At 66.9% G+C, this 19,716-nt stretch carries 22 protein-coding genes and 1 pseudogene; 14 read left to right on the top strand and 9 right to left on the bottom strand.

Translation table 11 applies throughout. The features are described 5' to 3' along the window. Positions 1-27 precede the first annotated feature (27 nt). Positions 28-873, top strand: coding sequence for an SRPBCC family protein (locus A8G18_RS00860; RefSeq protein ID WP_064062353.1), 846 nt, complete (start codon positions 28-30; stop codon positions 871-873). Between the two features lie 71 nt (positions 874-944). Here the strand turns inward: A8G18_RS00860 and A8G18_RS00855 are convergent, their stop codons facing one another. Beyond that, the gene (locus A8G18_RS00855) at positions 945-1,871 is read right to left on the bottom strand and encodes a LysR family transcriptional regulator (protein ID WP_064062352.1); all 927 of its coding nucleotides are present in this window, start codon (positions 1,869-1,871) and stop codon (positions 945-947) included. 283 nt (positions 1,872-2,154) lie between these two features. On the opposite strand from A8G18_RS00855, the gene A8G18_RS00850 reads away from it, so the two are divergent. From A8G18_RS00850 to A8G18_RS00825, 6 genes are all read left to right on the top strand, one after another. Beyond that, entirely contained in the window at positions 2,155-4,245 is a 2,091-nt protein-coding gene (locus A8G18_RS00850; RefSeq protein ID WP_064062519.1) for a sensor histidine kinase, read from the top strand. Between the two features lie 162 nt (positions 4,246-4,407). Then, complete coding sequence (locus A8G18_RS00845; protein WP_064062351.1) at positions 4,408-5,319, top strand: ABC transporter substrate-binding protein; 912 nt, start codon at positions 4,408-4,410, stop codon at positions 5,317-5,319. A gap of 16 nt (positions 5,320-5,335) precedes the next feature. Then, on the top strand, positions 5,336-6,463 hold the full coding sequence (locus A8G18_RS00840; protein WP_064062350.1) for an ABC transporter ATP-binding protein: 1,128 nt from the start codon (positions 5,336-5,338) through the stop codon (positions 6,461-6,463). Then, positions 6,460-7,104, top strand: coding sequence for an ABC transporter permease (locus tag A8G18_RS00835; RefSeq protein WP_064062349.1), 645 nt, complete (start codon positions 6,460-6,462; stop codon positions 7,102-7,104). The genes A8G18_RS00840 and A8G18_RS00835 overlap by 4 nt, the downstream gene beginning before the upstream one ends. Next, positions 7,101-7,775 carry an ABC transporter permease gene (locus tag A8G18_RS00830; protein WP_064062518.1) on the top strand — a complete coding sequence of 225 codons (675 nt, stop codon included), beginning with the start codon at positions 7,101-7,103 and terminating at the stop codon, positions 7,773-7,775. The genes A8G18_RS00835 and A8G18_RS00830 overlap by 4 nt, the downstream gene beginning before the upstream one ends. 101 nt (positions 7,776-7,876) lie before the next feature. Then, entirely contained in the window at positions 7,877-8,341 is a 465-nt protein-coding gene (locus tag A8G18_RS00825; RefSeq protein ID WP_064062348.1) for a hypothetical protein, read from the top strand. 119 nt (positions 8,342-8,460) lie between these two features. Here A8G18_RS00825 and A8G18_RS00820 read toward each other — a convergent pair whose 3' ends face one another. Next, positions 8,461-9,468: an alpha/beta fold hydrolase gene (locus A8G18_RS00820; protein WP_245207753.1), complete on the bottom strand. Its 1,008-nt coding sequence runs from the start codon at positions 9,466-9,468 to the stop codon at positions 8,461-8,463. Between the two features lie 214 nt (positions 9,469-9,682). Then, positions 9,683-10,951: a glutaminase gene (locus A8G18_RS00815; RefSeq protein WP_064062347.1), complete on the bottom strand. Its 1,269-nt coding sequence runs from the start codon at positions 10,949-10,951 to the stop codon at positions 9,683-9,685. Positions 10,952-11,038: 87 nt separating this feature from the next. Here A8G18_RS00815 and A8G18_RS00810 point away from each other — a divergent pair, with 87 nt between their 5' ends. Continuing rightward, positions 11,039-11,719 carry a hypothetical protein gene (locus A8G18_RS00810; protein ID WP_064062346.1) on the top strand — a complete coding sequence of 227 codons (681 nt, stop codon included), beginning with the start codon at positions 11,039-11,041 and terminating at the stop codon, positions 11,717-11,719. On the opposite strand, the gene A8G18_RS00805 is transcribed toward A8G18_RS00810, so the two are convergent. Further along, entirely contained in the window at positions 11,712-12,206 is a 495-nt protein-coding gene (locus tag A8G18_RS00805) for a hemerythrin domain-containing protein (protein WP_064062345.1), read from the bottom strand. The genes A8G18_RS00810 and A8G18_RS00805 overlap by 8 nt on opposite strands. A gap of 70 nt (positions 12,207-12,276) precedes the next feature. Continuing rightward, positions 12,277-13,134, bottom strand: coding sequence for a LysR family transcriptional regulator (locus A8G18_RS00800; RefSeq protein WP_064062344.1), 858 nt, complete (start codon positions 13,132-13,134; stop codon positions 12,277-12,279). An 84-nt stretch (positions 13,135-13,218) separates the two neighbouring features. Between A8G18_RS00800 and A8G18_RS00795 the strand changes: the two genes are divergently transcribed. From A8G18_RS00795 to A8G18_RS00775, 5 genes are all read left to right on the top strand, one after another. Then, entirely contained in the window at positions 13,219-14,208 is a 990-nt protein-coding gene (locus A8G18_RS00795) for a bile acid:sodium symporter family protein (RefSeq protein ID WP_172506066.1), read from the top strand. Between the two features lie 194 nt (positions 14,209-14,402). Then, positions 14,403-14,762, top strand: coding sequence for an ArsR/SmtB family transcription factor (locus tag A8G18_RS00790; protein ID WP_064062343.1), 360 nt, complete (start codon positions 14,403-14,405; stop codon positions 14,760-14,762). Then, complete coding sequence (gene arsB / locus A8G18_RS00785; RefSeq protein WP_064062342.1) at positions 14,759-15,838, top strand: ACR3 family arsenite efflux transporter; 1,080 nt, start codon at positions 14,759-14,761, stop codon at positions 15,836-15,838. The genes A8G18_RS00790 and arsB overlap by 4 nt, the downstream gene beginning before the upstream one ends. Then, a complete protein-coding gene (locus tag A8G18_RS00780) occupies positions 15,835-16,242 on the top strand; it encodes an arsenate reductase ArsC (RefSeq protein WP_064062341.1) in 408 nt (135 codons plus the stop codon). The genes arsB and A8G18_RS00780 overlap by 4 nt, the downstream gene beginning before the upstream one ends. Before the next feature lie 205 nt (positions 16,243-16,447). After that, positions 16,448-17,398, top strand: a complete 951-nt coding sequence (locus tag A8G18_RS00775) for a DUF808 domain-containing protein (protein ID WP_172506131.1) — start codon at positions 16,448-16,450, stop codon at positions 17,396-17,398. A gap of 25 nt (positions 17,399-17,423) precedes the next feature. Here A8G18_RS00775 and A8G18_RS00770 read toward each other — a convergent pair whose 3' ends face one another. The 4 genes and pseudogenes from A8G18_RS00770 to A8G18_RS00755 all read right to left on the bottom strand — a co-directional run bounded on the left by A8G18_RS00770 (position 17,424) and on the right by A8G18_RS00755 (position 19,086). After that, positions 17,424-18,029 (bottom strand): phosphoribosylanthranilate isomerase, encoded by a 606-nt coding sequence (locus A8G18_RS00770; protein ID WP_064062339.1) that lies wholly within the window; start codon positions 18,027-18,029, stop codon positions 17,424-17,426. 67 nt (positions 18,030-18,096) lie between these two features. After that, the gene (locus A8G18_RS00765; protein ID WP_425337681.1) at positions 18,097-18,429 is read right to left on the bottom strand and encodes a DUF3703 domain-containing protein; all 333 of its coding nucleotides are present in this window, start codon (positions 18,427-18,429) and stop codon (positions 18,097-18,099) included. A gap of 33 nt (positions 18,430-18,462) precedes the next feature. Continuing rightward, positions 18,463-18,702 (bottom strand): annotated as a pseudogene (locus A8G18_RS00760) (helix-turn-helix domain-containing protein); the annotation flags it as partial. Between the two features lie 24 nt (positions 18,703-18,726). Further along, entirely contained in the window at positions 18,727-19,086 is a 360-nt protein-coding gene (locus tag A8G18_RS00755; protein ID WP_064062337.1) for an Rv2640c family ArsR-like transcriptional regulator, read from the bottom strand. Positions 19,087-19,178: 92 nt separating this feature from the next. On the opposite strand from A8G18_RS00755, the gene A8G18_RS00750 reads away from it, so the two are divergent. Further along, a complete protein-coding gene (locus A8G18_RS00750) occupies positions 19,179-19,679 on the top strand; it encodes an ArsI/CadI family heavy metal resistance metalloenzyme (RefSeq protein WP_064062516.1) in 501 nt (166 codons plus the stop codon). Positions 19,680-19,716: the final 37 nt, after the last annotated feature.

The raw sequence follows: 19,716 nt of genomic DNA, 5'->3' as shown, positions 1-19,716 counted from the left end.
CGGAACCACTTGTTCGGAAAGGACCCCATGCAACTCGAACACACACTGTCCGTTCCCGCACCGGTCGAGGAGGTGTGGACCGCCCTGCTGAATCCGGAGAAGGTCGCGCCGTGCATGCCCGGCGCGACGCTCACCGGCGTCGACGGCGACACCTTCACCGGGACCGTCAAGGTGAAACTCGGACCGGTGGCGCTCACGTTCAAGGGCACCGGCGTGTACGTGGAGAAGGACGAGAACGCCCGCCGGGCGGTCATCGAGGCCAATGCGAAGGACACCCGGGGCAACGGCACGGTGGCCGCGACGATCACGGTCGTCCTCACCGGCGACGGCGACCGCACCGACGGCACCGTGAAGACCGACATGAAGATCACCGGCAAACCTGCCCAGTTCGGGCGGGGAATGATCTCGGATGTCGGCGGCAAGATCCTCGAGCAGTTCGCGGACTGCCTGTCGAAGAAGCTCGGGCCCGAGGCGGCGGCCCCCGCCGGGACGACCGCCGAGGCAGCCGAGTCGCAGCCCAACGAATCCGTGCCGGCGAGCCCGCCACTCACCACCGCGGGCTCGGGAGACGAGGCGCCCGGCGGCGCATTCGTCGGGCCCGGCGCCGGGGACGGCGACTCCGCGCAGGCGCGGCCGAACGAGTCGGTGCCACCCAGCCCGGTGAGCGCCTCCCCGGCACCGGCGATGACGCCGGCACCTCCCACGCCGTCGACGATTCCCTCCCCGGCCGCACCCTCGCAGCCCGAGGCCGAACCGCTCGACCTCATGCAGTACGCGAAGGGATCGGTCGTGACGCGGGTCGCGCCGGTGGGAGTGATCGCGATTCTCGTCGTGGTCATCGCGGTGATACTTCAGCGTCGATCGGGACGCTGACCTCGCCGGATCCACTCGAACGCTGCGGATCGGACCCCGTCGAACGGACCGGTCCGCAGCGTTCGTCGTGGTCAGCCCGCCTGAGCTGCGACGCGCCGGCGCTCGACCACCGGGTCCAGTTGCGCTCGGAGCCAGGTGTGCGCGGGATCCGCATCACGTTCGGCGTGCCATACGGCGAATTCGCGCAGGGGCGGCAACGGGAAGGTCGGTTCGAGAATGCGCAGGGACGCCGCTTCTGCGAGGTGCCGGGCCATGCGCTCGGGGAGGAACGTGATCAGGCGTGTGTTCTCCAGTGCATACGGGAGAACCGCCAGGTTGCCGCTGGTCGCGCCGACCCGCGCCACCACACCGGCACGCAGTAACGCTCGACCGAGGTTGGTGTCCTCGGAGTACGGCGCATAGGACAGCAGTGGGTACCGACCGAGCACTTCGCGCGTGAGCTTCGTGCCGGTGTACGGGTGCCCGGACCACACCGCCCCGACGAATCTGTCGGACAGCACGACCCTCTTCCTGCAGTTCTCGAACTCCGGGGATTCGAGGACGTATTCCGGCAGGACGGCCAGGTCGATCTCGAATCGACGGAAGGCATCGAGTCCGGCGCCGTTGAGCGGCAGCAGATCGAAACGGATATCGGCCGGGGTGCTCCCCCGGACCAGCAGGCGCAGGAGGGTGATCTCTGCGTAGTCGCCGGTCATGATGGTGAAGGTGCGCGAATCCGTCGCGGGGTCGAAACCGGGTGCGGTCAGCACCGAACGTTCGAGGGTTCGCAACACCTCGCGGAGCGGTTCGACGATCGCCTGGGCCCGCGCGGTGAGCCGCAGCGTGCGGCCGCTCTTGACGAGGAGCGGATCGTCGAATTGCTTGCGCAAGCGTGCAAGAGCCGTACTCGTCGCGGGCTGCGACATGTTCAGGCGACGGGCCGCACGGGTCACATTGCGTTCGGAGAGCAGGACATCGAGTACGACGAGCAGGTTGAGATCGACCCGTCGCAGATCCATGTGCCCCCCTGACATCGAAACCCGGCGGAACGGGAAATTCCGGCGGCATCGTAACGCACGACCGTGATGTATACGCAAGGTCGGATACCAGCTATCGGACTTGGACAGTGATCTTGTGAGCGCCACGACGTACTACCTACTCTGACCCCCGTCCTGACGGCAGCGAACCGTGATTCGCCCTGGCCCGAATTGCGAAGGCGACGCTCTTCCTCGCCGAAGTCCGTTTCGGCGGCCGCCGACTCAGGCATGCAGAGAGGTTCGGGGGCAGAACATCGTGGGTCTCATGAGGCAATTCCGGCGCCACACACCGGAGAACTGGCGTCTGTGGCGCAGGATGACCGTGGTCGTCGCCGTCCCCATCGTCGCCGCCACCCTGTACGGCTCGCTCCGCGTGTACGACCTGTACCAGGAGAACGACGCCTACAGCGCCGCTGCCGAGAACGTCTCGATCCTGCCGACCCTCGCCGATTACGCCACCAGCGTCACCGGTGCCGCCGCGGCGACGATCCTGTCCCTCCCCGTCGACAACGGCGCCCAGGTCGCCCGCGAATCCGCTGCGACCCTGCGCGATCACATCGACGGCAAGGATCTCGATCCGCAGATCGCCGCGATGATCAACCGCATGCTCGCCGAAGGCGAGAGCCTGCTCGACAGCGCATCGTCGGGAACACTCGCGCCGACCGTGGCCAGCGAACGCGCCGAAGGATTCGTCAGCCGCGCCCAGGCCGCCTACCGCGCCATCACGACCACCACCGACGATCTCACCGTCCAGCGCGAGAGCGCGACACTCCTCGATCTGTGGGACACCCAGTGGTCCCTGCTCGACCAGGTCCTCGCGTACTCCGCGCTCAGCACGGGAACCGACGGCGCCCTGCTCATGTGGAACAACGCACTCGGCGTCGAGTCCGCGCGACTGGCCGTCCTTCGCGACACCTTCGTCGAGAACGACGCCGCCGACGCCGCCCGGGTCGACGGCCTCATGTCCCAGCTCCAGAACCGCCGCAGCATCACGGCCAACCTCGACAACGACGAAGGCAACGTCGCCGCCCTGCGCGGGTCGATCTTCGAGAGTCTCATGGTCTACCAGGAGGAGGTCTCCGGTTCCGCGACCCGCGCGGTGGCCGTCCTCGACGATCTCGCGGCCGGAGCGCGCACCGAGGCTCTCAAGAACGCCATCGGTGTCGCGATCATCCTCCTGCTCGCCCTCACCCTGGCGATCGTGATCGCGATGTCGCTCGTGCGGCCGCTGCGCCGACTGCGCGACGACACCCTGCGCACCGCCGAACAGGACCTTCCTGCCGCCTTGGCCGCGATCAAGGACGGCGCCGAAATCGAGTCCGTCACACTCGATCCGGTTCGCGTCCGCACCCGCGAGGAGATCGGTGAGGTCGCGCGCGCCGTCGACAACATGAAAGAGGGTGCCCTGCGTCTGGCCGGCGAACAGGCCCAGTTGCGACGGCAGGTGAACGAGATGCTCGAGACTCTCGCCCGCCGCAACAAGACACTCGTGGAACAGCAGCTGGCGCTTATCGATTCGCTCGAACACGAGGAACGCGACCCGATGCGTCTGCAGAACCTGTTCGCACTCGACCACCTCGCCGCCCGCATGCGGCGCACGGGCGACTCGCTGCTCGTCCTCGCCGGCACCCGCCAACGCCTGGGCCGGGTCCCCGACACACGGCTCGTCGATGTCCTGCGCGCCTCCGTCTCGCAGGTCGAGAACTACCAGCGCGTGAACATCGGCAATGCACCGGAAGGCAGTCTGGTCGGCAGCGCAGTCACCGACGTCGTCCACATGATCGCCGAACTCCTCGACAACGCACTGCGTGCCTCACCACCCGAGAGCAACGTGGCGTTCGCGTTCTCGCGCGCCGTCGACGGCGGTCTTCTCCTCGAGATCGCCGACCGCGGAATCGGTATTCCCGCAGACGAACTCCTCGAGATCAACATGCGACTCGGTTCGGCCGGCGAAGCCGGATCCGGTGCCGCACGCCGAATGGGCCTGTTCGTGGTCGCGCGCCTCGCCGATCGGCACAACATCACGGTGCGGCTGCGTCCGACCTTCGACTCGACCTCCGACGCCGGCATCACCGCGAGCATCTACCTGCCGACCAGCCTGCTCAAGGGAACCGGCAGGAACTACGACGATCCGTACCGGATCGATCGGCCGCGCCGCCTGCCCGACCCTACTCCGGAGCGCACCGAGCAGTACCGCACCGAGCAGTATCACGCCGACCCGGTGTCCGTGTCGCAGCCGACGGCCGGGAACCGGCAGCCCGCGCCCGCACACGTTCTCGCGACACCCGGGACGAGCCCGGGCATCCGACGCGGTCGACTGCACGAACGACGGGTTCCCGGCGGCGCGGGACAGTGACAGGCAGTCTGCCGTCCCGGCTCGTGAACGGCATCCTCACCCCCGCCGACTCGGAGCGCGCGAGTGACGACCGGTGACCCACTCGTGCGACAAATCCGGCACGGTGGGTATCCGGCGGGATAGAGTCGGACCTCGACCGTGCCGTATCCGAGGGAGCAACCCGTGAAACGCTTCGCGCGCACCACAGCACTTCTCGCCGTGTCCGCATTCGCCCTGGCGGCCTGCTCCGGTGGCGGGGACGACGATCCCCTCGCCGGGGATTCGGCGGACGGCGGCGCGATCGTCGTCGGTTCGGCGAACTTCCCCGAGAACGTCCTGCTCGCGGAGATCTACTCGCAGGCGCTCGAGAGCGCAGGGTCCGAGGTCACCCGACAGTTCAACATCGGCAGCCGCGAGATCTACTACGACCAGGTCGCATCGGGTGCCATCACGCTCGTTCCGGAGTACAACGGCGCGCTTCTCGCGCGGGTCGATCCCGACAGCACGGCCACCACGACCGAGGATGTCGATGCGGCTCTGTCCGAAGCTCTTCCGGACGGGCTCGAGATCCTGGCCTCCGCTCCCGGTGAGAACAAGGATGCCCTGGTCGTCACCGAGGAGACGGCGCAGCGGTACAACCTGACGAGTATCGCCGATCTCGCACCGGTCGCGGGCGAGCTCGCCCTCGGGGGTCCCCCGGAGTTCGAGACCCGGCAGCAGGGTGTCGTGGGTCTGCGCGAGGTGTACGGAGTCGAGTTCCGCGAGTTCGTGCCCACCGACACGGGTGGCCCCATCACCATCCGGGCGCTCTCGGACGGCACCGTGCAGGCCGCGAACATCTTCACCACCGACCCGTCGTTGAGCACCGAACCTTTTGTGGCACTGGAGGACCCGAAGTCGGTGTTCGGAGCCCAGAACGTCACCCCGCTGGTGCATCGCGCCGATCTCGACGACGACGACGTCGCAAAGATCGATGCCGTGTCCGAGAAGCTCACCACCGACACCCTCGTCGTACTGGTCGGACAGGTGGTCACCGACGGCCGCGACATCGACGTCGTCGCCGAGGAATGGCTGCAGCAGAACGATCTGAACTGACGGAAATCGGTGCCGCGTGATCACATTCGACAACGTCGAGAAGCGTTATCCCGACGGGACCGTCGCGGTCGACGGACTCTCGCTCGAGGTCCCGACGGGTACCCTGACGGTGTTCGTCGGGCCGTCGGGGTGCGGGAAGACCACCTCGCTACGCATGATCAACCGGATGGTCGAACCCACGGGCGGGCGTGTGCTCGTCGAGGGCCGCGACGTCCTCGACGAGGATCCCCGGATCCTGCGCCGCGGCATCGGATACGTCATCCAGCACGCCGGGCTGTTCCCCCACCGCACGGTGGTCGACAACGTCGCCACCGTGCCCCGGTTGCTCGGTGCGAGCCGTAAGGAGGCCCGCGCCACAGCGATGGACGTGCTCATGCGGGTCGGACTCGGAAAGGAACTGGCGCAACGCTATCCGTCGCAGCTCTCCGGTGGGCAGCAGCAGCGTGTCGGCGTGGCACGCGCATTGGCGGCCGATCCCCCGATCCTGTTGATGGACGAGCCGTTCTCCGCGGTCGATCCCGTGGTCCGCAAGGACCTGCAGGACGAACTCCTGCGCCTGCAGTCGGTGCTGGCCAAGACCATCGTGCTCGTCACCCACGACATCGACGAGGCGATCAAGCTCGGCGATCGCGTGGCCGTCCTGCGGCCCGGCGGAGTGCTCGCCCAGTACGCGACGCCGGAGGAGCTTCTCACTGCTCCCGCCGACGACTTCGTCGCCGGCTTCCTCGGCGTCGATCGCGGGGTGCGGCTCATGTCGTTCTTCTCGTCCGCCGACCTGCCCTTGCGCACGGATCCGATCGTCACCCGGGACGACGCCGAACCCGTCGTCGGCGACGGTCGCTGGACCCTCGTCGTCGACGACGAGAGGCATCCGGCAGGGTGGCTCGACGGCAGCGCCCGCGACGGAAATGCCGATACGGAATTCGTCCCGGTAGGAAGAGCATTCGTTCCCGGACGCGATCCACTGCGCGTCGTACTCGACGCGGCGGTGCTCTCACCGTCGGGTCATGCCGTGGCGGTGGACGACGACGGCCGCGTGCTCGGGGTGATCAGCGGCGAAGAGGTGGCGGCGGCGGCCCGCGCGGCCCACGACGGCCGGCAGTCCGGTGCCGCACCTCGGCTCGAGATGCGGAAATCGCCGTGAGCCTGCGCATTCCCGGTTACCTCGGGACGTTCTGGGAACTGCTCGGCGATCATCTCGTCATGGCGCTCGGCGCGTCGCTGCTCGGCCTGGTCATCGCGTTGCCCCTGGGCCTGGCGTGTGTGCGGTGGCCGCGGGTGTATGCGCCGGTGCTCACGGTCTGCAGCGTTCTGTATTCCATTCCGTCGCTTGCCTTCTTCGTTCTGCTCATCGCGTTCACCGGGATCAGCCGGACCACGGTGATCCTTCCGCTCGCCGTCTACGCACTGGCGGGACTCGTCCCCAATGTCGTCGACGGGTTGCGCGCCGTACCGGACAGTGTGCGCCAGTCGGCGGTGGCGATGGGGTTCTCGACACCCCGCCGGCTGCTCACCGTCGACCTGCCGTTGGCGATCCCCGCGGTCATTGCCGGGCTGCGTGTGGCCACGGTAGCGAACATCAGCATGGTGAGCGTCGGGGCGCTGATCGGCATGGGAGCCTTCGGTGCGCTGTTCACCGCGTCGGTCCAACTCGACCGGCTCGATCTGGCGATCATCGGCATCGTCGCGACCGTCGTGATGGCGCTGGTCGTCGACGCGGTGCTCGTACTCGTCCAGCGCCTCACCACTCCGTGGATGCGTGGCCCCTCGAGAGCGCGCCGATGACGACGCTGCTGCACTACCTCGCCGAGTACTTCGGTGACGCCGCGAACTGGTCGGGTGCTTCCGGGATCCCGACGCGACTGGCCCAGCACTTCGGGTACACGCTGCTCGCGTTCGTGATCTCCGTTCTCCTCGCGTTGCCTGTCGGCCTGTGGACAGGGCACACGGGTCGCGGCGGTGTGCTCGTATCCCTCACGGCGAACGCCGCACGCGCTCTCCCCACCTACGGCCTGCTCGTGTTGCTCGTGGTGCTGTACGGGATCGGACTGGTACCGGTGCTGGTGCCGCTCGTGGCACTCGCGATCCCGCCCATCCTGCTGAACTCCTACGAAGGGATCCGCGGGGTCGACCCGGCGCTGACCGATGCCGCCCGAGGGATGGGGATGACCTCGTCCCAGATCCTCCTGCGGGCCCAACTACCGGTCGCACTGCCGCTCGTGCTCGTCGGTATGCGTACCGCCGCCGTCCAGATCGTCGCGACCGCGACCATCGCCGCGGCGGTGAGTTTCGGTGGAGTGGGAAGACCGATCGTGGACGGTCTCGCACGCAGCGACTATGCACTGGTCGTGGGCGGTGCCGCTCTCGCCGGGATCTGCTCGTTGCTGGTGCTCGCGATCTTCGCCGTCCTCGGTCGGCTGCTCGTCTCGCCCGGCGTCCGCGCCTCACGGGACTAGCCTCGGACGGCCTCCGACGCCTTGGGCGGCCCGGAAACCTGTCGGTGGCCCGGAGCACACTACGAGTAGAGACGAAGTCCTATCGAGGAGGCGCAGGTGCGATGTATGCGCAACGCGAAACCTACTTCGGCTGGACGTCTCGGCGCGTACCTCTGTACGCCGCCGCGCAGCTCCCGGCTACATCGGCCGCACCCGGTTCGAGCACCCCTTCCGACGACGAGAGCGTTCCCTCGGGTGTGACGCTCGACCGGCTCCTGCCCGAGTCCCTGCTGCACGGCCGTCTGGTCGCGTATCACGACGCAGGCGAGGACAGGGACTACGTGGCCGTGACGGTCGGTGCGGTCGCGGGTGAGACCGATGTGCCGGTACGGGTTGCCGCGGAGGAGATGCTCGTGCTGTCCGCGGCCCGCAGCGTGGCGAACGGGATCCTCGTCGGCACGGAGGACGACGATCTCGACGAGCTGGAGGTCGACCGTCAGCTCCGCTTCGGCGGGCCGGTTCGCGACCTGCTGGAATACATCGGCGCGAGGTCGGTCGTCGTCGATTGGAGCCGTGCCGTCGCGTGACGCGGCCGCAACTCCGTTATCGCGGATGTGTGACGCGCCGATACAGACATCTGCAACGACTCGGCTTTCAGTGGTACCGTCATGAGCGTCCCCGTGACCAAACCGTAACAATTCGGGGACTATCGCAGCCCTGGATCGGGTACCCGATTGCTCGGGTTCCGCCGGGAGGTGACCGGAGGTGGCGATGCCGGACTGGTAACTACGCCCGTCGGGGGCAGCCCGGCATCGCCACTTCCGCCTCGGTCGACCGTAACTCGGTTCTCCGAGACCGACACAGCAGCGCTCATCGCCGCCAGAGCCGCCGGCGCCTCGACCGCGAGGAGATGACCCGCGTCGGGAATCGCCACGAAATGCGCTCCCATGTCGTCGGCCAGCTTGTTCAGCGCGTCGACCTGTACGAGGGGATCCTTGACGCCCACGACCACCTCGACCGGATGCCCGCGCCAGCGACGCAGTACGGCTCGATCGAGGCGGGGCAGGTTCGTCAGCGACGTGCAGTACGCACCCACGCGGCAGGACCACCGCAGAGTCTGCTCGTCGGGCCGGTAATCGCAGCCCGCGAGTGCCCGGAGGTAGCGCTCGGTGTTCTCGAGATTGGGCTCGTTGCGCCACTGCAAGCCGGGGATGAGGGCGCGGTGCCACCGGACGCGCGGAACGAGTCCCAGCGGCGCGGCGATCACCAGCTTCTCGATCCTGTCGAGATCCTCCACCGCGGCCGCCACCGACGCCGACCAGCCGAGACCGATCACGGGAACCCGCTCGACGCCGAGTGCGTCGAGGACCTCGACGAGCCAGTGGCCGTAGACGGCGTGGATGCGACTGTCGGGCCGGCTGCCCGCACTCGCACCGGGCAGACCCGGGACGTCCACGAGCACGACCCGGTGCTGCTCGCCGAACTGCTCGGCCAGCAGACGCAGCCCAGCCGCCGGAAGGTCGCCGCCCGCGAGCACCACGACCGGGGGTGCCGTCGCAGGACCCGTGGTGAGCACGTACGTCTCCCCCAGCGAGGTACGGGCGACGTGCTCCTTCACGGGACGCTTCCAATAGGTCAGCAGTCCTGCACACGCATGGTGGATCACGCTGTCGTCTCCGGGGCAGCGGTAGGGCGAACGTGTGAGCAACGCCATCATCCTCCTGCCCGGACGTTTCCGGGGACGAGGGATTCACGGGTGAACGGCATGAGTGGATCTTCTTTCGTGGGGTACGACCGTCTTTCGCCGACCAGCCTCCGGCACACCGCAGGACACCGTAGCCCAGTCTTCGGCAGGAACGCCACCCGTGGTTCCCGAGAACTCCACAGGCGCCACTCGGGTCACTCTCGTGCCGAATGCCCCGTCATCCCTATGTCTCCAGGTCCTCCCAGGTGGCGTGGACCTGCGGCCGGAAACCGTGACCGGTGTCGGGCTCGGGCAGATGTCCCTCGGGGTCCACGACGACGACCTCCACCCCGTCGCCATGGAGCCGACCGATCATCTCCAGCAACAGACGTCGGCCCACGGGCAGCACCGTGCGGACGAGCGACAGGTCGAAGACCACGCGCTTCGTCTCCACCGGCTCGTCGACGACCGCCGTCACGAGCCCTTCGGCACTGGTGAACTGGAGGTCGCCCTGCAACTCCAGGAGTGTGAGAGCCTCCTCATCCTCACCGATCACATGCCGTCTGCGCAACACCGAGTGCGAAACCATCGGCGCGTCCATCAGATGCAGATTCATATCGCGGGACAGACGGCCGAAGGCCGCGACGCCCTGCACGCTGGTCCCGTGATCGTCGAGCCGCGGCGAGTAGGCCGCAATACCCAACTGTCCCGGTAGGATTCCTATGATTCCTCCGGACACACCGCTCTTGGCCGGGATGCCGACGGTGGAGAGCCAGTCCCCTGCCGCGTCGTACATCCCACAGGTCGCCATCACCGACAGCACCTGACGCACGACATCGCGGGAGAGAACCTCCTCACACGTCACGGGTTGCACGCCGCCCGCCGCGAGTGTCGCGGCCATCATGGCGAGGTCCTTGGTGGTGACCGTCACGGAGCACTGCCGGATGTATCCCTCGACGATCTCGTCGGGATCGTCCTCGAACACTTCGTATCCGCGAAGAAGGTTGGCGATAGCCACATTTCGGTAGGAGTTGCCGAGTTCCGACGCAGCGACCTTCTCGTCGATCACCAGCTCACGACCCGCCAGGGACGACAGCAGGCAGCGGATGTCCTCCACCGAGTCCTCGGGCCGGCGACCGTCGAGCACCAGAGCGTGAGCGGCGAGCGCGCCCGCGTTGATCATCGGATTCAGCGGGCGTCCCGTGTTGCGTTCGAGCGAGACCTCGTTGAACGCCTCACCGGACGGCTCGACGTCGATCACGTCGAGCACGGCGCCGAATCCCCTTTGCTGCAGTGCGAGACCGTAGACGAAGGGCTTCGAGACGGACTGGATCGTGAACTCGGTGTCGTCGTCACCCACGGAGTACATCGCGCCCTCGGCAGTCACCAGGGTGAGAGCGAACCGGTCCGGATCGGCCCTCGCCAGTTCCGGGATGTAATCGGCGAGTGCCCCGGAACTGTCGGCACATCCTCGGAGCACTTCGGTCAGGTAATCCGGCAACGGTGAACGCATATCCTTCATCGTGACCGAATCGGGCCCCGCACGGGCGCGGAGTGACGAACGCGATTGAACCGCCCGGCGGAAGGGTATGCGACCGTCATGACTGCCCTGTCGTCGGTGCTGTCCGTGCCGTTCAGAGTGGGATCCGCGCTGCGCGGAGCACGCGTGTTCCACCCGCGCGGCGCGACCTTCGAAGGGGTCGCCGATCTCGGGCCCTGGTGGCCCTTGCAGATCCCTCGCCCCACCCCTGTGATCGCGCGGGTGTCGCGGGGCATCGGCACACCCGACGGAATGCCGGATGTGCTCGGCCTCGCGCTGCGTTTTCCTCTGAAGACCGGCCCCTGGGACGTCCTGTTCGCCTCGGCGTACCTGCCCGGCCGGGTGACGCTGCTGCCGGCCCGCTCGTGGTCGAGGGCCCGCTACAGCACTCTCATGGCCTACCGGACCGATGCCGACCCGACGCCGCGGTGGATCACTGCCGTTCCGCGAGGACGGCATCCGTCCTCGACCACCTCCGTCGAGGCACTCGAGATCCCACTCGAGTTCTCCCTGCTGGTGGGTTCGGCCCGGGGATCGCTGGAACCGGCCGGTCGCCTGACACTGAGCCGCCGGCTGCCCGAGAAGGATTCCGAGCAACCCTCCTTCGATCCCACCGTCCACTGCCCCGGATTCGTCGATCCGTGGCCGGGATGGCTCGCCGAGACGCGGCGCGACGCCTACCGGGCGAGCCGGGCCGGACGAGGCGCCTCCCTCGCCCGGCCGCAGCACACCGTCAACTGATCACCGCATCGATCGTCTTCTTCAGCGCGGACGGCTGCGCCGGTGAGCGCGGGGCATCCTCTTTCATCTCGAGCATGCGGGCACCGATGTCCTGCAGCTGTTTACGGCCCAGAGCTTCGCGCACCCTGGGGAACCACTCGTCCTCCTCCTCGTCGATGTGGTGCTCGACGTTCTCGATCAGGACCGTCGTCTTCGCATCGAAACGCTCTGCGTCCGGCTTCATTCCGGCCAATTCGACGATGAGCACATCAGCGACGTGGTGCTCCTCGTAGGATTCCAGGATGTCGTCTTCGAGATCGGGGAGCAGGGAGCGCACCTCGGGGTACATGCATTCGTTCTCGAGATAGGTGTGCACGGTGAGGGCTTCGATGATCCTGTCGACGATCTTGCCCTTCTCCTTCTCCCCCTCCGCCTTCCGGAAGTCGCGGAAGAGCTTCTTGATTTCCTTGTGATCTTCCTTCAGCAACACGATCGCGTCTGTGGACACGGTTCCTCCTGCGGCGTGAGCACTGCTACCCCCAGCGGGCGTGGCACAGGAATACCCATCCGGGACAACATCACACGCGCACGCGATCCGCATTCGCCAGGATCGCCGAGCGCAGTGCCGCCTCCGGACCGGTGAGAACGGACCGGCGCGCGACGAGCACGAACTCGATGTCACCGGCGTCGGGGAGCAACCGCTGAGGATCGCGTACCGGAACGAGGCCGGGCGGAGGGAGCCGCTCGGCGTGCAGCACCACACCCAGCCCGGCGAGCGCGGCAGCGCGCAGACCGTTGAGACTGTCGGTCGTGCACGCCACGCGGACGCCGCGTCCACTGCGCTGAAGGACCTCGAGGGCGATGTCGCGTGTCAGGGCCGGGGGCGGATAGGACACCAGCGGTGTGGGCTCGTCCGGGTCGAGGACGTAATCGGGGGCGGAGAGGAAGACGAGGCGCTCGCGGAGGATCATCTCACCGTGGCGGCTGCCCGGTCGGCGCTTGCCGAAGACCAGATCGAGTTCGTTGTCGTCGAGCCGGCGCTGCAGATCCTCGCTCAGATCCACGGTGAGTTCGAGATCGATGCGGGGATGACTGCGACGGAACTCGGCGAGGATCGAGGGAAGCTCGTAGAGCACCAGATCCTCGGAGACCCCGAAGCGCAGCCGGCCACTGAGCGGCGACTCCGAGAAGTGCCGGCGGGCGGCATCGTGGCGATCGAGGATCTCGCGGGCGAAGGCGACCATGTCGGCCCCGTCGGCCGTGAGTTCGACGTTGTGCGTGTCGCGGACGAAGAGGCGGCGCCCGATCTCCTTCTCGAGTCGTGCGACGTGCTGACTGACCGTCGACTGCCGCAGGCCGAGCCGCTGGGCGGCCGCGGTGAAGCCGCGCTCCCGCTCGACGGCGAGGAAGCTCCGTAGATGCACCGGATCGAACACGACCCCATTTCATCACGAATCGCGATTACAGAAAACGCGGTGACCGTCTTCTGTAATGACCTCCGGCTGCCGTACCGTCGATTCGTGCTCTCCAAGATCCCCGTGCTCGGACGGCTCGACCCGTTCCTGCTCGCCATCCTCGCCACCGTCGCCGTCGCTGCTCTGCTGCCCGCCGACGGGGTCGTACTCGACGGTGTGAACTGGGCCGCCAAGATCGCCATCGGGTTGCTGTTCTTCCTGTACGGCGCGCGCCTGTCCACGCGGGAGGCCATCGAGGGTCTCGGGCACTGGCGTCTGCACCTGACGATCCTCGCCACGACCTTCGTCGTCTTCCCGCTGCTCGGCCTGGCCGCCAAGGTGCTCGTGCCGTCGATCCTGAGCGACCCGCTCTATCTCGGCGTCCTGTACCTGTGCCTGCTGCCGTCCACGGTGCAGTCGGCCATCGCACTCGTCTCGGTGGCGCGCGGCAACATCCCGGGCTCGATCGTCTCGGCCAGCGCCTCGAGCCTGATCGGTATCTTCGCGACGCCGCTGCTGGTCGCGCTGACGATGTCCACGCAGGGCGTTCGCTTCAGCGGCTCGGCCGTGCTCGACATCGTGCTGATGCTGCTCGTGCCGTTCGTCGCAGGTCAGCTCCTGCGGCGCTGGATCGGCGGCTGGGTGAAGACCCACGGCAAGCCGCTCAAGCTCGTCGACCGCGGATCGATCATGCTGGTCGTGTACGTGGCCTTCAGCCGGGGCATGAACGAGGGCATCTGGTCGATGATCTCGGTCGGTCGCCTGTTCGCCCTCGTCGGTGTGTGCGCGGTGCTGCTCGCAATCGTGCTCGCACTCACCTGGTATTCGTCGCGCGGACTGGGTTTCGAGCATCAGGACCGTGTCGCGATCCTCTTCTGCGGTTCCACCAAGTCCCTCGCCACCGGTCTGCCCATGGCGATCGTGCTCTTCCCCGGCCAGCCCATCGGCCTGATCGTGCTGCCACTCATGCTGTTCCACCAGATGCAGCTCCTGGTGTGTGCGGTCCTCGCCGGGCGGTTGGCGAAGAAGACACCGGAAAGCCTCGCAACCGTGTGACAGAGCACCTGTCCGACATGAGGATGCGACGAGACGACGGCCGCCCCCTCGAACGACGCTGTGTCCGAGCCGGTGGAGCCGGAGGTCATCCGGCACGAGGTCGAGCCCCGTTGCGCCGGCCGGCGCAACGGTGTGGCCGGACGGCTTCACCCTCCGGATCCGTATGCAGATTCGACATCTGTCAATATAGACACATGTCGAATCAAGACCTCGCGGGTGACGACGTGTGCGGCTCTCCACTCGTGCGCGAACCCGTGACGGGGGTCCGCGCCGCCGACCTCGCCCGGATGTTCAAGGCCCTCGGCGATCCGGTGCGCCTGCGGTTGCTGTCGCTGGTCGCGAGCCATGCCGGCGGTGAGGCGTGCGTATGCGACATCTCGGGCTCGTTCGATCTGTCCCAACCGACGATCTCGCACCACCTCAGAGTTCTGCGCGAGGCGGGCCTGCTCGAGTGCGAGCGTCGCGGAACGTGGGTGTACTACTGGGTGGTTCCGGCCGCACTACGACAACTCTCCGATGTGCTCGTGACCGAATCGGCCGAGGTACCCGCATGAGGGAGCGCACCGCTGTGGACACCCCCGTCATGGGCAGGATGTCGACACTCGATCGCTTCCTTCCCGTCTGGATCGGCACCGCCATCGTCGTCGGCCTGCTGCTCGGGCGCACGGTTCCCGGACTCGGAGAAACCTTGGGCTTCATCGAGATCGACGGAATCTCGCTGCCGATCGCCCTCGGTCTTCTGATCATGATGTATCCGGTGCTGGCGAAGGTGCGCTACGACCGTCTCGACACGGTCACCGGCGACCGCACCCTGTTGATCTCGTCGCTGATCCTCAACTGGATCGTCGGTCCCGCACTGATGTTCGCGCTCGCGTGGCTGATGTTGCCGGATCTGCCCGAATACCGCACCGGTCTGATCATCGTCGGCCTCGCGCGCTGCATCGCGATGGTGATCATCTGGAACGACCTCGCGTGCGGCGACCGGGAAGCCGCAGCCGTGCTGGTCGCGATCAACTCGGTCTTCCAGGTGATCATGTTCGCCGCCCTCGGCTGGTTCTACCTGGCGGTGCTGCCCGGATGGCTCGGCCTCGAGCAGACCGGTCTCGACGTCTCCCCGTGGCAGATCGCGAAATCCGTGCTGATCTTCCTCGGGATCCCGCTGGTCGCCGGTTTCCTCACTCGTCGATTCGGCGAGAAGGCCAAGGGCCGCAGCTGGTACGAGCAGACCTTCCTGCCGCGCATCGGACCGTGGGCACTGTACGGACTGCTGTTCACCATCGTGATCCTGTTCGCACTGCAGGGCGAGCAGATCACCTCACGACCACTCGACGTCGTACGCATCGCCCTGCCATTGCTGGCGTACTTCGCGATCATGTGGGGGAGCGGTTACCTGTTCGGTGCTGCCGTAGGACTCGGCTACGAACGCACCACCACACTCGCCTTCACCGCCGCGGGAAACAACTTCGAACTCGCCATCGCCGTCGCGATCGGCACGTTCGGAGTTGCGTCCGGGCAGGCCCTGGCGGGAGTCGTCGGCCCTCTCATCGAAGTGCCCGTCCTCGTCGCGCTCGTCTACGTGGCTCTGGCTCTGCGCACACGTTTCGCCACACGCGCCGGAGGTGCGTCGTGACCGCTGTTCCGTCGGTGCTGTTCGTGTGCGTCCACAATGCCGGTCGGTCCCAGATGGCAGCCGGATTCCTGAGCCACCTCGCGGGGGACCGCATCACAGTCCGTTCCGCCGGGTCCGCGCCCGCCGACGAGGTGAACCCTGCTGCGGTCGCAGTGATGGCCGAGGCCGGAATCGACATCTCCGGCGAGAACCCGAAGATCCTCACCGCCGACGCCGTGCAGACCTCCGACGTCGTGATCACGATGGGGTGCGGCGACACCTGCCCGGCGTTCCCCGGCACCTCGTACCGGGATTGGGTGCTCGACGACCCGGCCGGACGAGGAATCGACGCCGTGCGTCCGATCCGTGACGAGATCCGGGCGAAGGTCGAAGCTCTGATCGCCGAGCTGACATCGTCGGCATGATCGAGTTCGGCGACCGCATCCACCGGGTACCCACAGGTCTGTCACACTGGGCGCCCGCGTAGGGCGCTCGGTGTGGACGCACGTCGTCCCCGGCATGCTCCGGACACCGCGTTGCACGTCATCGCAGGTCCGGTAGCGTTCCGAGACGACTCGTAATCGCGTGTCGGTCGATCGGCTCGGTGCAGCCGAACTGTGGGAGGTTCCCGTGGCTGGTGGTCTCGTCGCCCTTCTGGACGACGTCGCGGTACTTGCGAAGGCAGCCGCGGCATCCATAGACGACATCGGCGCTGCGGCCGGCAGGGCGAGCGTCAAGGCAGCGGGCGTGGTCGTCGACGACACGGCCGTCACCCCTCGCTACGTGCACGGGTTCACCCCCGATCGCGAGCTGCCGATCATCCGCAAGATCGCGATCGGGTCGATCCGCAACAAGCTGCTGATCATCCTGCCGGTCGCGATGATCCTGAGTCAGTTCCTCCCGCAGGCCCTGCCGTATCTGCTCATCGCCGGTGGTCTGTTCCTCTGTTACGAGGGCGCCGAGAAGGTCTACGAAGCGCTCACCGGCGGTCACCACGAAGAAGAAGCCACCGCGGCGGAGAAGGGCCCCGAGTTCGAGAAGGCCATGATCGGCGGCGCGATCCGCACCGACCTGATCCTGTCCGCCGAGATCATGGTGATCTCGCTGGCCTCGGTCGAGGACGAACCCTTCCTGACCCGCCTGCTCGTCCTCATCGTCGTCGCCGTCCTCATCACCGTCCTGGTGTACGGCGTGGTCGCCCTGATCGTGAAGATGGACGACGTCGGCCTGGCGCTCGCGAAACGGAAGTCCACCTTCGCTCAGCGCGTCGGTCGCGGTCTCGTGACGGCGATGCCGAAGCTGATGACCGTTCTCACCGTTGTCGGTATCGCCGCCATGCTGTGGGTCGGTGGGCACATCCTGCTCGTCAACGTCGGCGAGGCCGGATTCCACTGGCCCGCCGATCGCCTGCACGACCTCGAGCACTGGTTCGGCGAACTCGTGCACGGCGGATTCGGCGGCGTTCTGTCGTGGACGGCGGGAACGGTAGCGTCGGCCGTCGTCGGTCTCCTCGTGGGCGCGATCGTCGTGCTGATCATGCACCTGATCCCGCGGCGGAAGAAGGCCGACGCCGCGCACTGACGCACGGTTCGCTCGGCCGAACAGGTCACTCCGGGGCTCGTCCCCGGACCGACCACGCGAACGCCCTCATGAGACCGGCATCCTTGACGCCGCGCTCGGCTTCGATACCGCTGGAGACGTCGACACCCCACGCCCCGGACGTGGTGATCGCCTTGTTCACATTCTCGGGATTCAGTCCGCCCGCGAGGATCCATCGACCGGACGGCAGAGCACTGCGATCCTGCCAGTCCCACGTCTTGCCGGCACCGGCGACGGCACCGTCGACGAGCAGCAGGTCGGCACCGAAGTCCTCGGACAGTGCCTCGGCTCCTCCGGTGTTGACCGCGCGGATCACCGTCAGCCCGGCGTCGTGCAATATGCGTACGTCGTCGGCCGACCGCAGGTCGTGCACCTGGACGTGGTCGAGATCGGCAGCGCGGGCGGTCGCGATGATCTCGTCGAGCGGCATCTTCACGTAGACGCCGACCGCGAGTGTTCCGGCGGGCACGCGGGCGCGAAGGGCTGCAGCCCGGTCGGGGGGGATTCGACGGGGACTCTCGGCGAAGACGAAACCGACCGCGTCGACATCCAGTTCGACGGCGAGATCGACCGTCGCCTCGTCCTGCAATCCGCACATCTTGATGAACGTCATCGTCTACCTTCCCACCGGTCCGCCACGTCGAGGATAGGCCCGGCAGTGACGCAGACGATCGCCGCGCCTACCGCGACAACTCGTCGGCCAGGTCGGAGGGAACGGTCATGGGCGTGGTCAGCCCTGCACTCACTCGTCCCGTGTTGCCCTCGGGATATCGTCCCGTCCACGAGCCTGGGGCAGCGACGAGGATTCGCACCACCTGTCCGAGCGCCTCCCGCCGATCACGTTGCCGCAATGCGAGGGCGAGCATGGCGACGTGATTGCATGTGTGCAACCACGGATCGGGCTGGGACGCAATGTGGGCCCGCTCGAGGTGACGCCACCGATCCTCGGCCTCTGCAGCATTTTTCGCTGCGTCCATCTCGTGCCGATACACCTCACGAGCCCTGCCCGTCATTCGTGCCTTCATCGATGTCCGCCCTTCTCGTCGTCACAGCAGTCGCAATGGGTTCCGGTTGCCGACGAAGCAGCACTCGGGGTCGACGTCCAGCACGAGGCCGATCAGGCCGTCGAGTGCATGCCCGAGTCGGGGATCCGCCGACCCGTATCGATTCCGCCGGCTTTCCGGGACCGCGACCATCGATCCGCAACCCCGCAGGCACGCGAGGTGATTCGAGAGGATCTGCCGGGAGACGCCGGTCTGTTCCTCGAGGCCGGACGGATAGCGAGGCGCCCACTCGTTTCGCGGATTCGATCAACGGCAGCAGTTCGGATCCAGAACGACCCTGAGCGCCTCGAGGGACTCGGAGCGGGCGCGGTGATAGACGTTCATTCCGCGTCGCTCGGATTCGACCATGCCGGCCTTGCGCAATTGTCCGAGATGATGACTCACCGTCGATTCCGCAAGATCCACACCGGCTGCAAGATCGCATGTGCACACCGCACCTTCGTCTGCGGTGAGCAGGATCGACACGAGTTTGATGCGCACCGGGTCGGCCAGGGCCTTCAACCTCAACGCGACTTCGAGGGCGGCATCGTCACTCATCGGTGCGGCCGATACCGGTGCGCAGCAGATCGGAGCGCGAACATCGATCACGGGCAGAGCTTTCGGCATGATTCGACTCTAGCGACCTTCTTGACATATGTCGAAATAGGGGAGGATCCTGTAGTAGAAATTCGATATATGTCACACTAGTGGAGGCTGTCATGTCACGCATCCAGCTCGCCCTCGACGTCGACGATCTGCCCGAAGCGGTCGCCTTCTACTCGACACTGTTCGGCACCGAACCGGTCAAACTCGAACCGGGCTACGCCAACTTCGCGATCGCCGATCCACCGTTGAAACTGGTGCTGTTCGAAAATCCCGGCAAGGGCGGGACCATCAACCATCTCGGGGTCGAGGTCGACTCGTCCGAGAAGGTGCACACCGAGATCGCCCGATTGACCGAAGCGGGCCTGTTCGCCGACGAGGAGATGGGCACGACCTGTTGCTACGCCACGCAGGACAAGGCGTGGGTGACGGGACCGGCAGGGGAGAAGTGGGAGGTGTACACCGTCCTGGCAGATTCGGAGACCTTCGGGTCGAGCCCACAGCATCTCGACGGCCCGAGGGAATCCGGCAGCGGAGCCTGCTGCACGGCCGGCACCCCGGACGAGCAGCAGGACGGCAACTTCACGTCGAAGTCCGACGCAACCTCCTGCTGCTGAGCACCTTTCACTACGAAGCTCGCAGAGTCAGGACGAG

Source organism: Rhodococcus gordoniae, assembly GCF_001646655.1.
GTDB lineage: Bacteria > Actinomycetota > Actinomycetes > Mycobacteriales > Mycobacteriaceae > Rhodococcus > Rhodococcus gordoniae.
The sequence above is the reverse complement of the archived record's forward strand: the minus strand, read 5'-3'. Positions and strand labels throughout refer to the sequence as shown.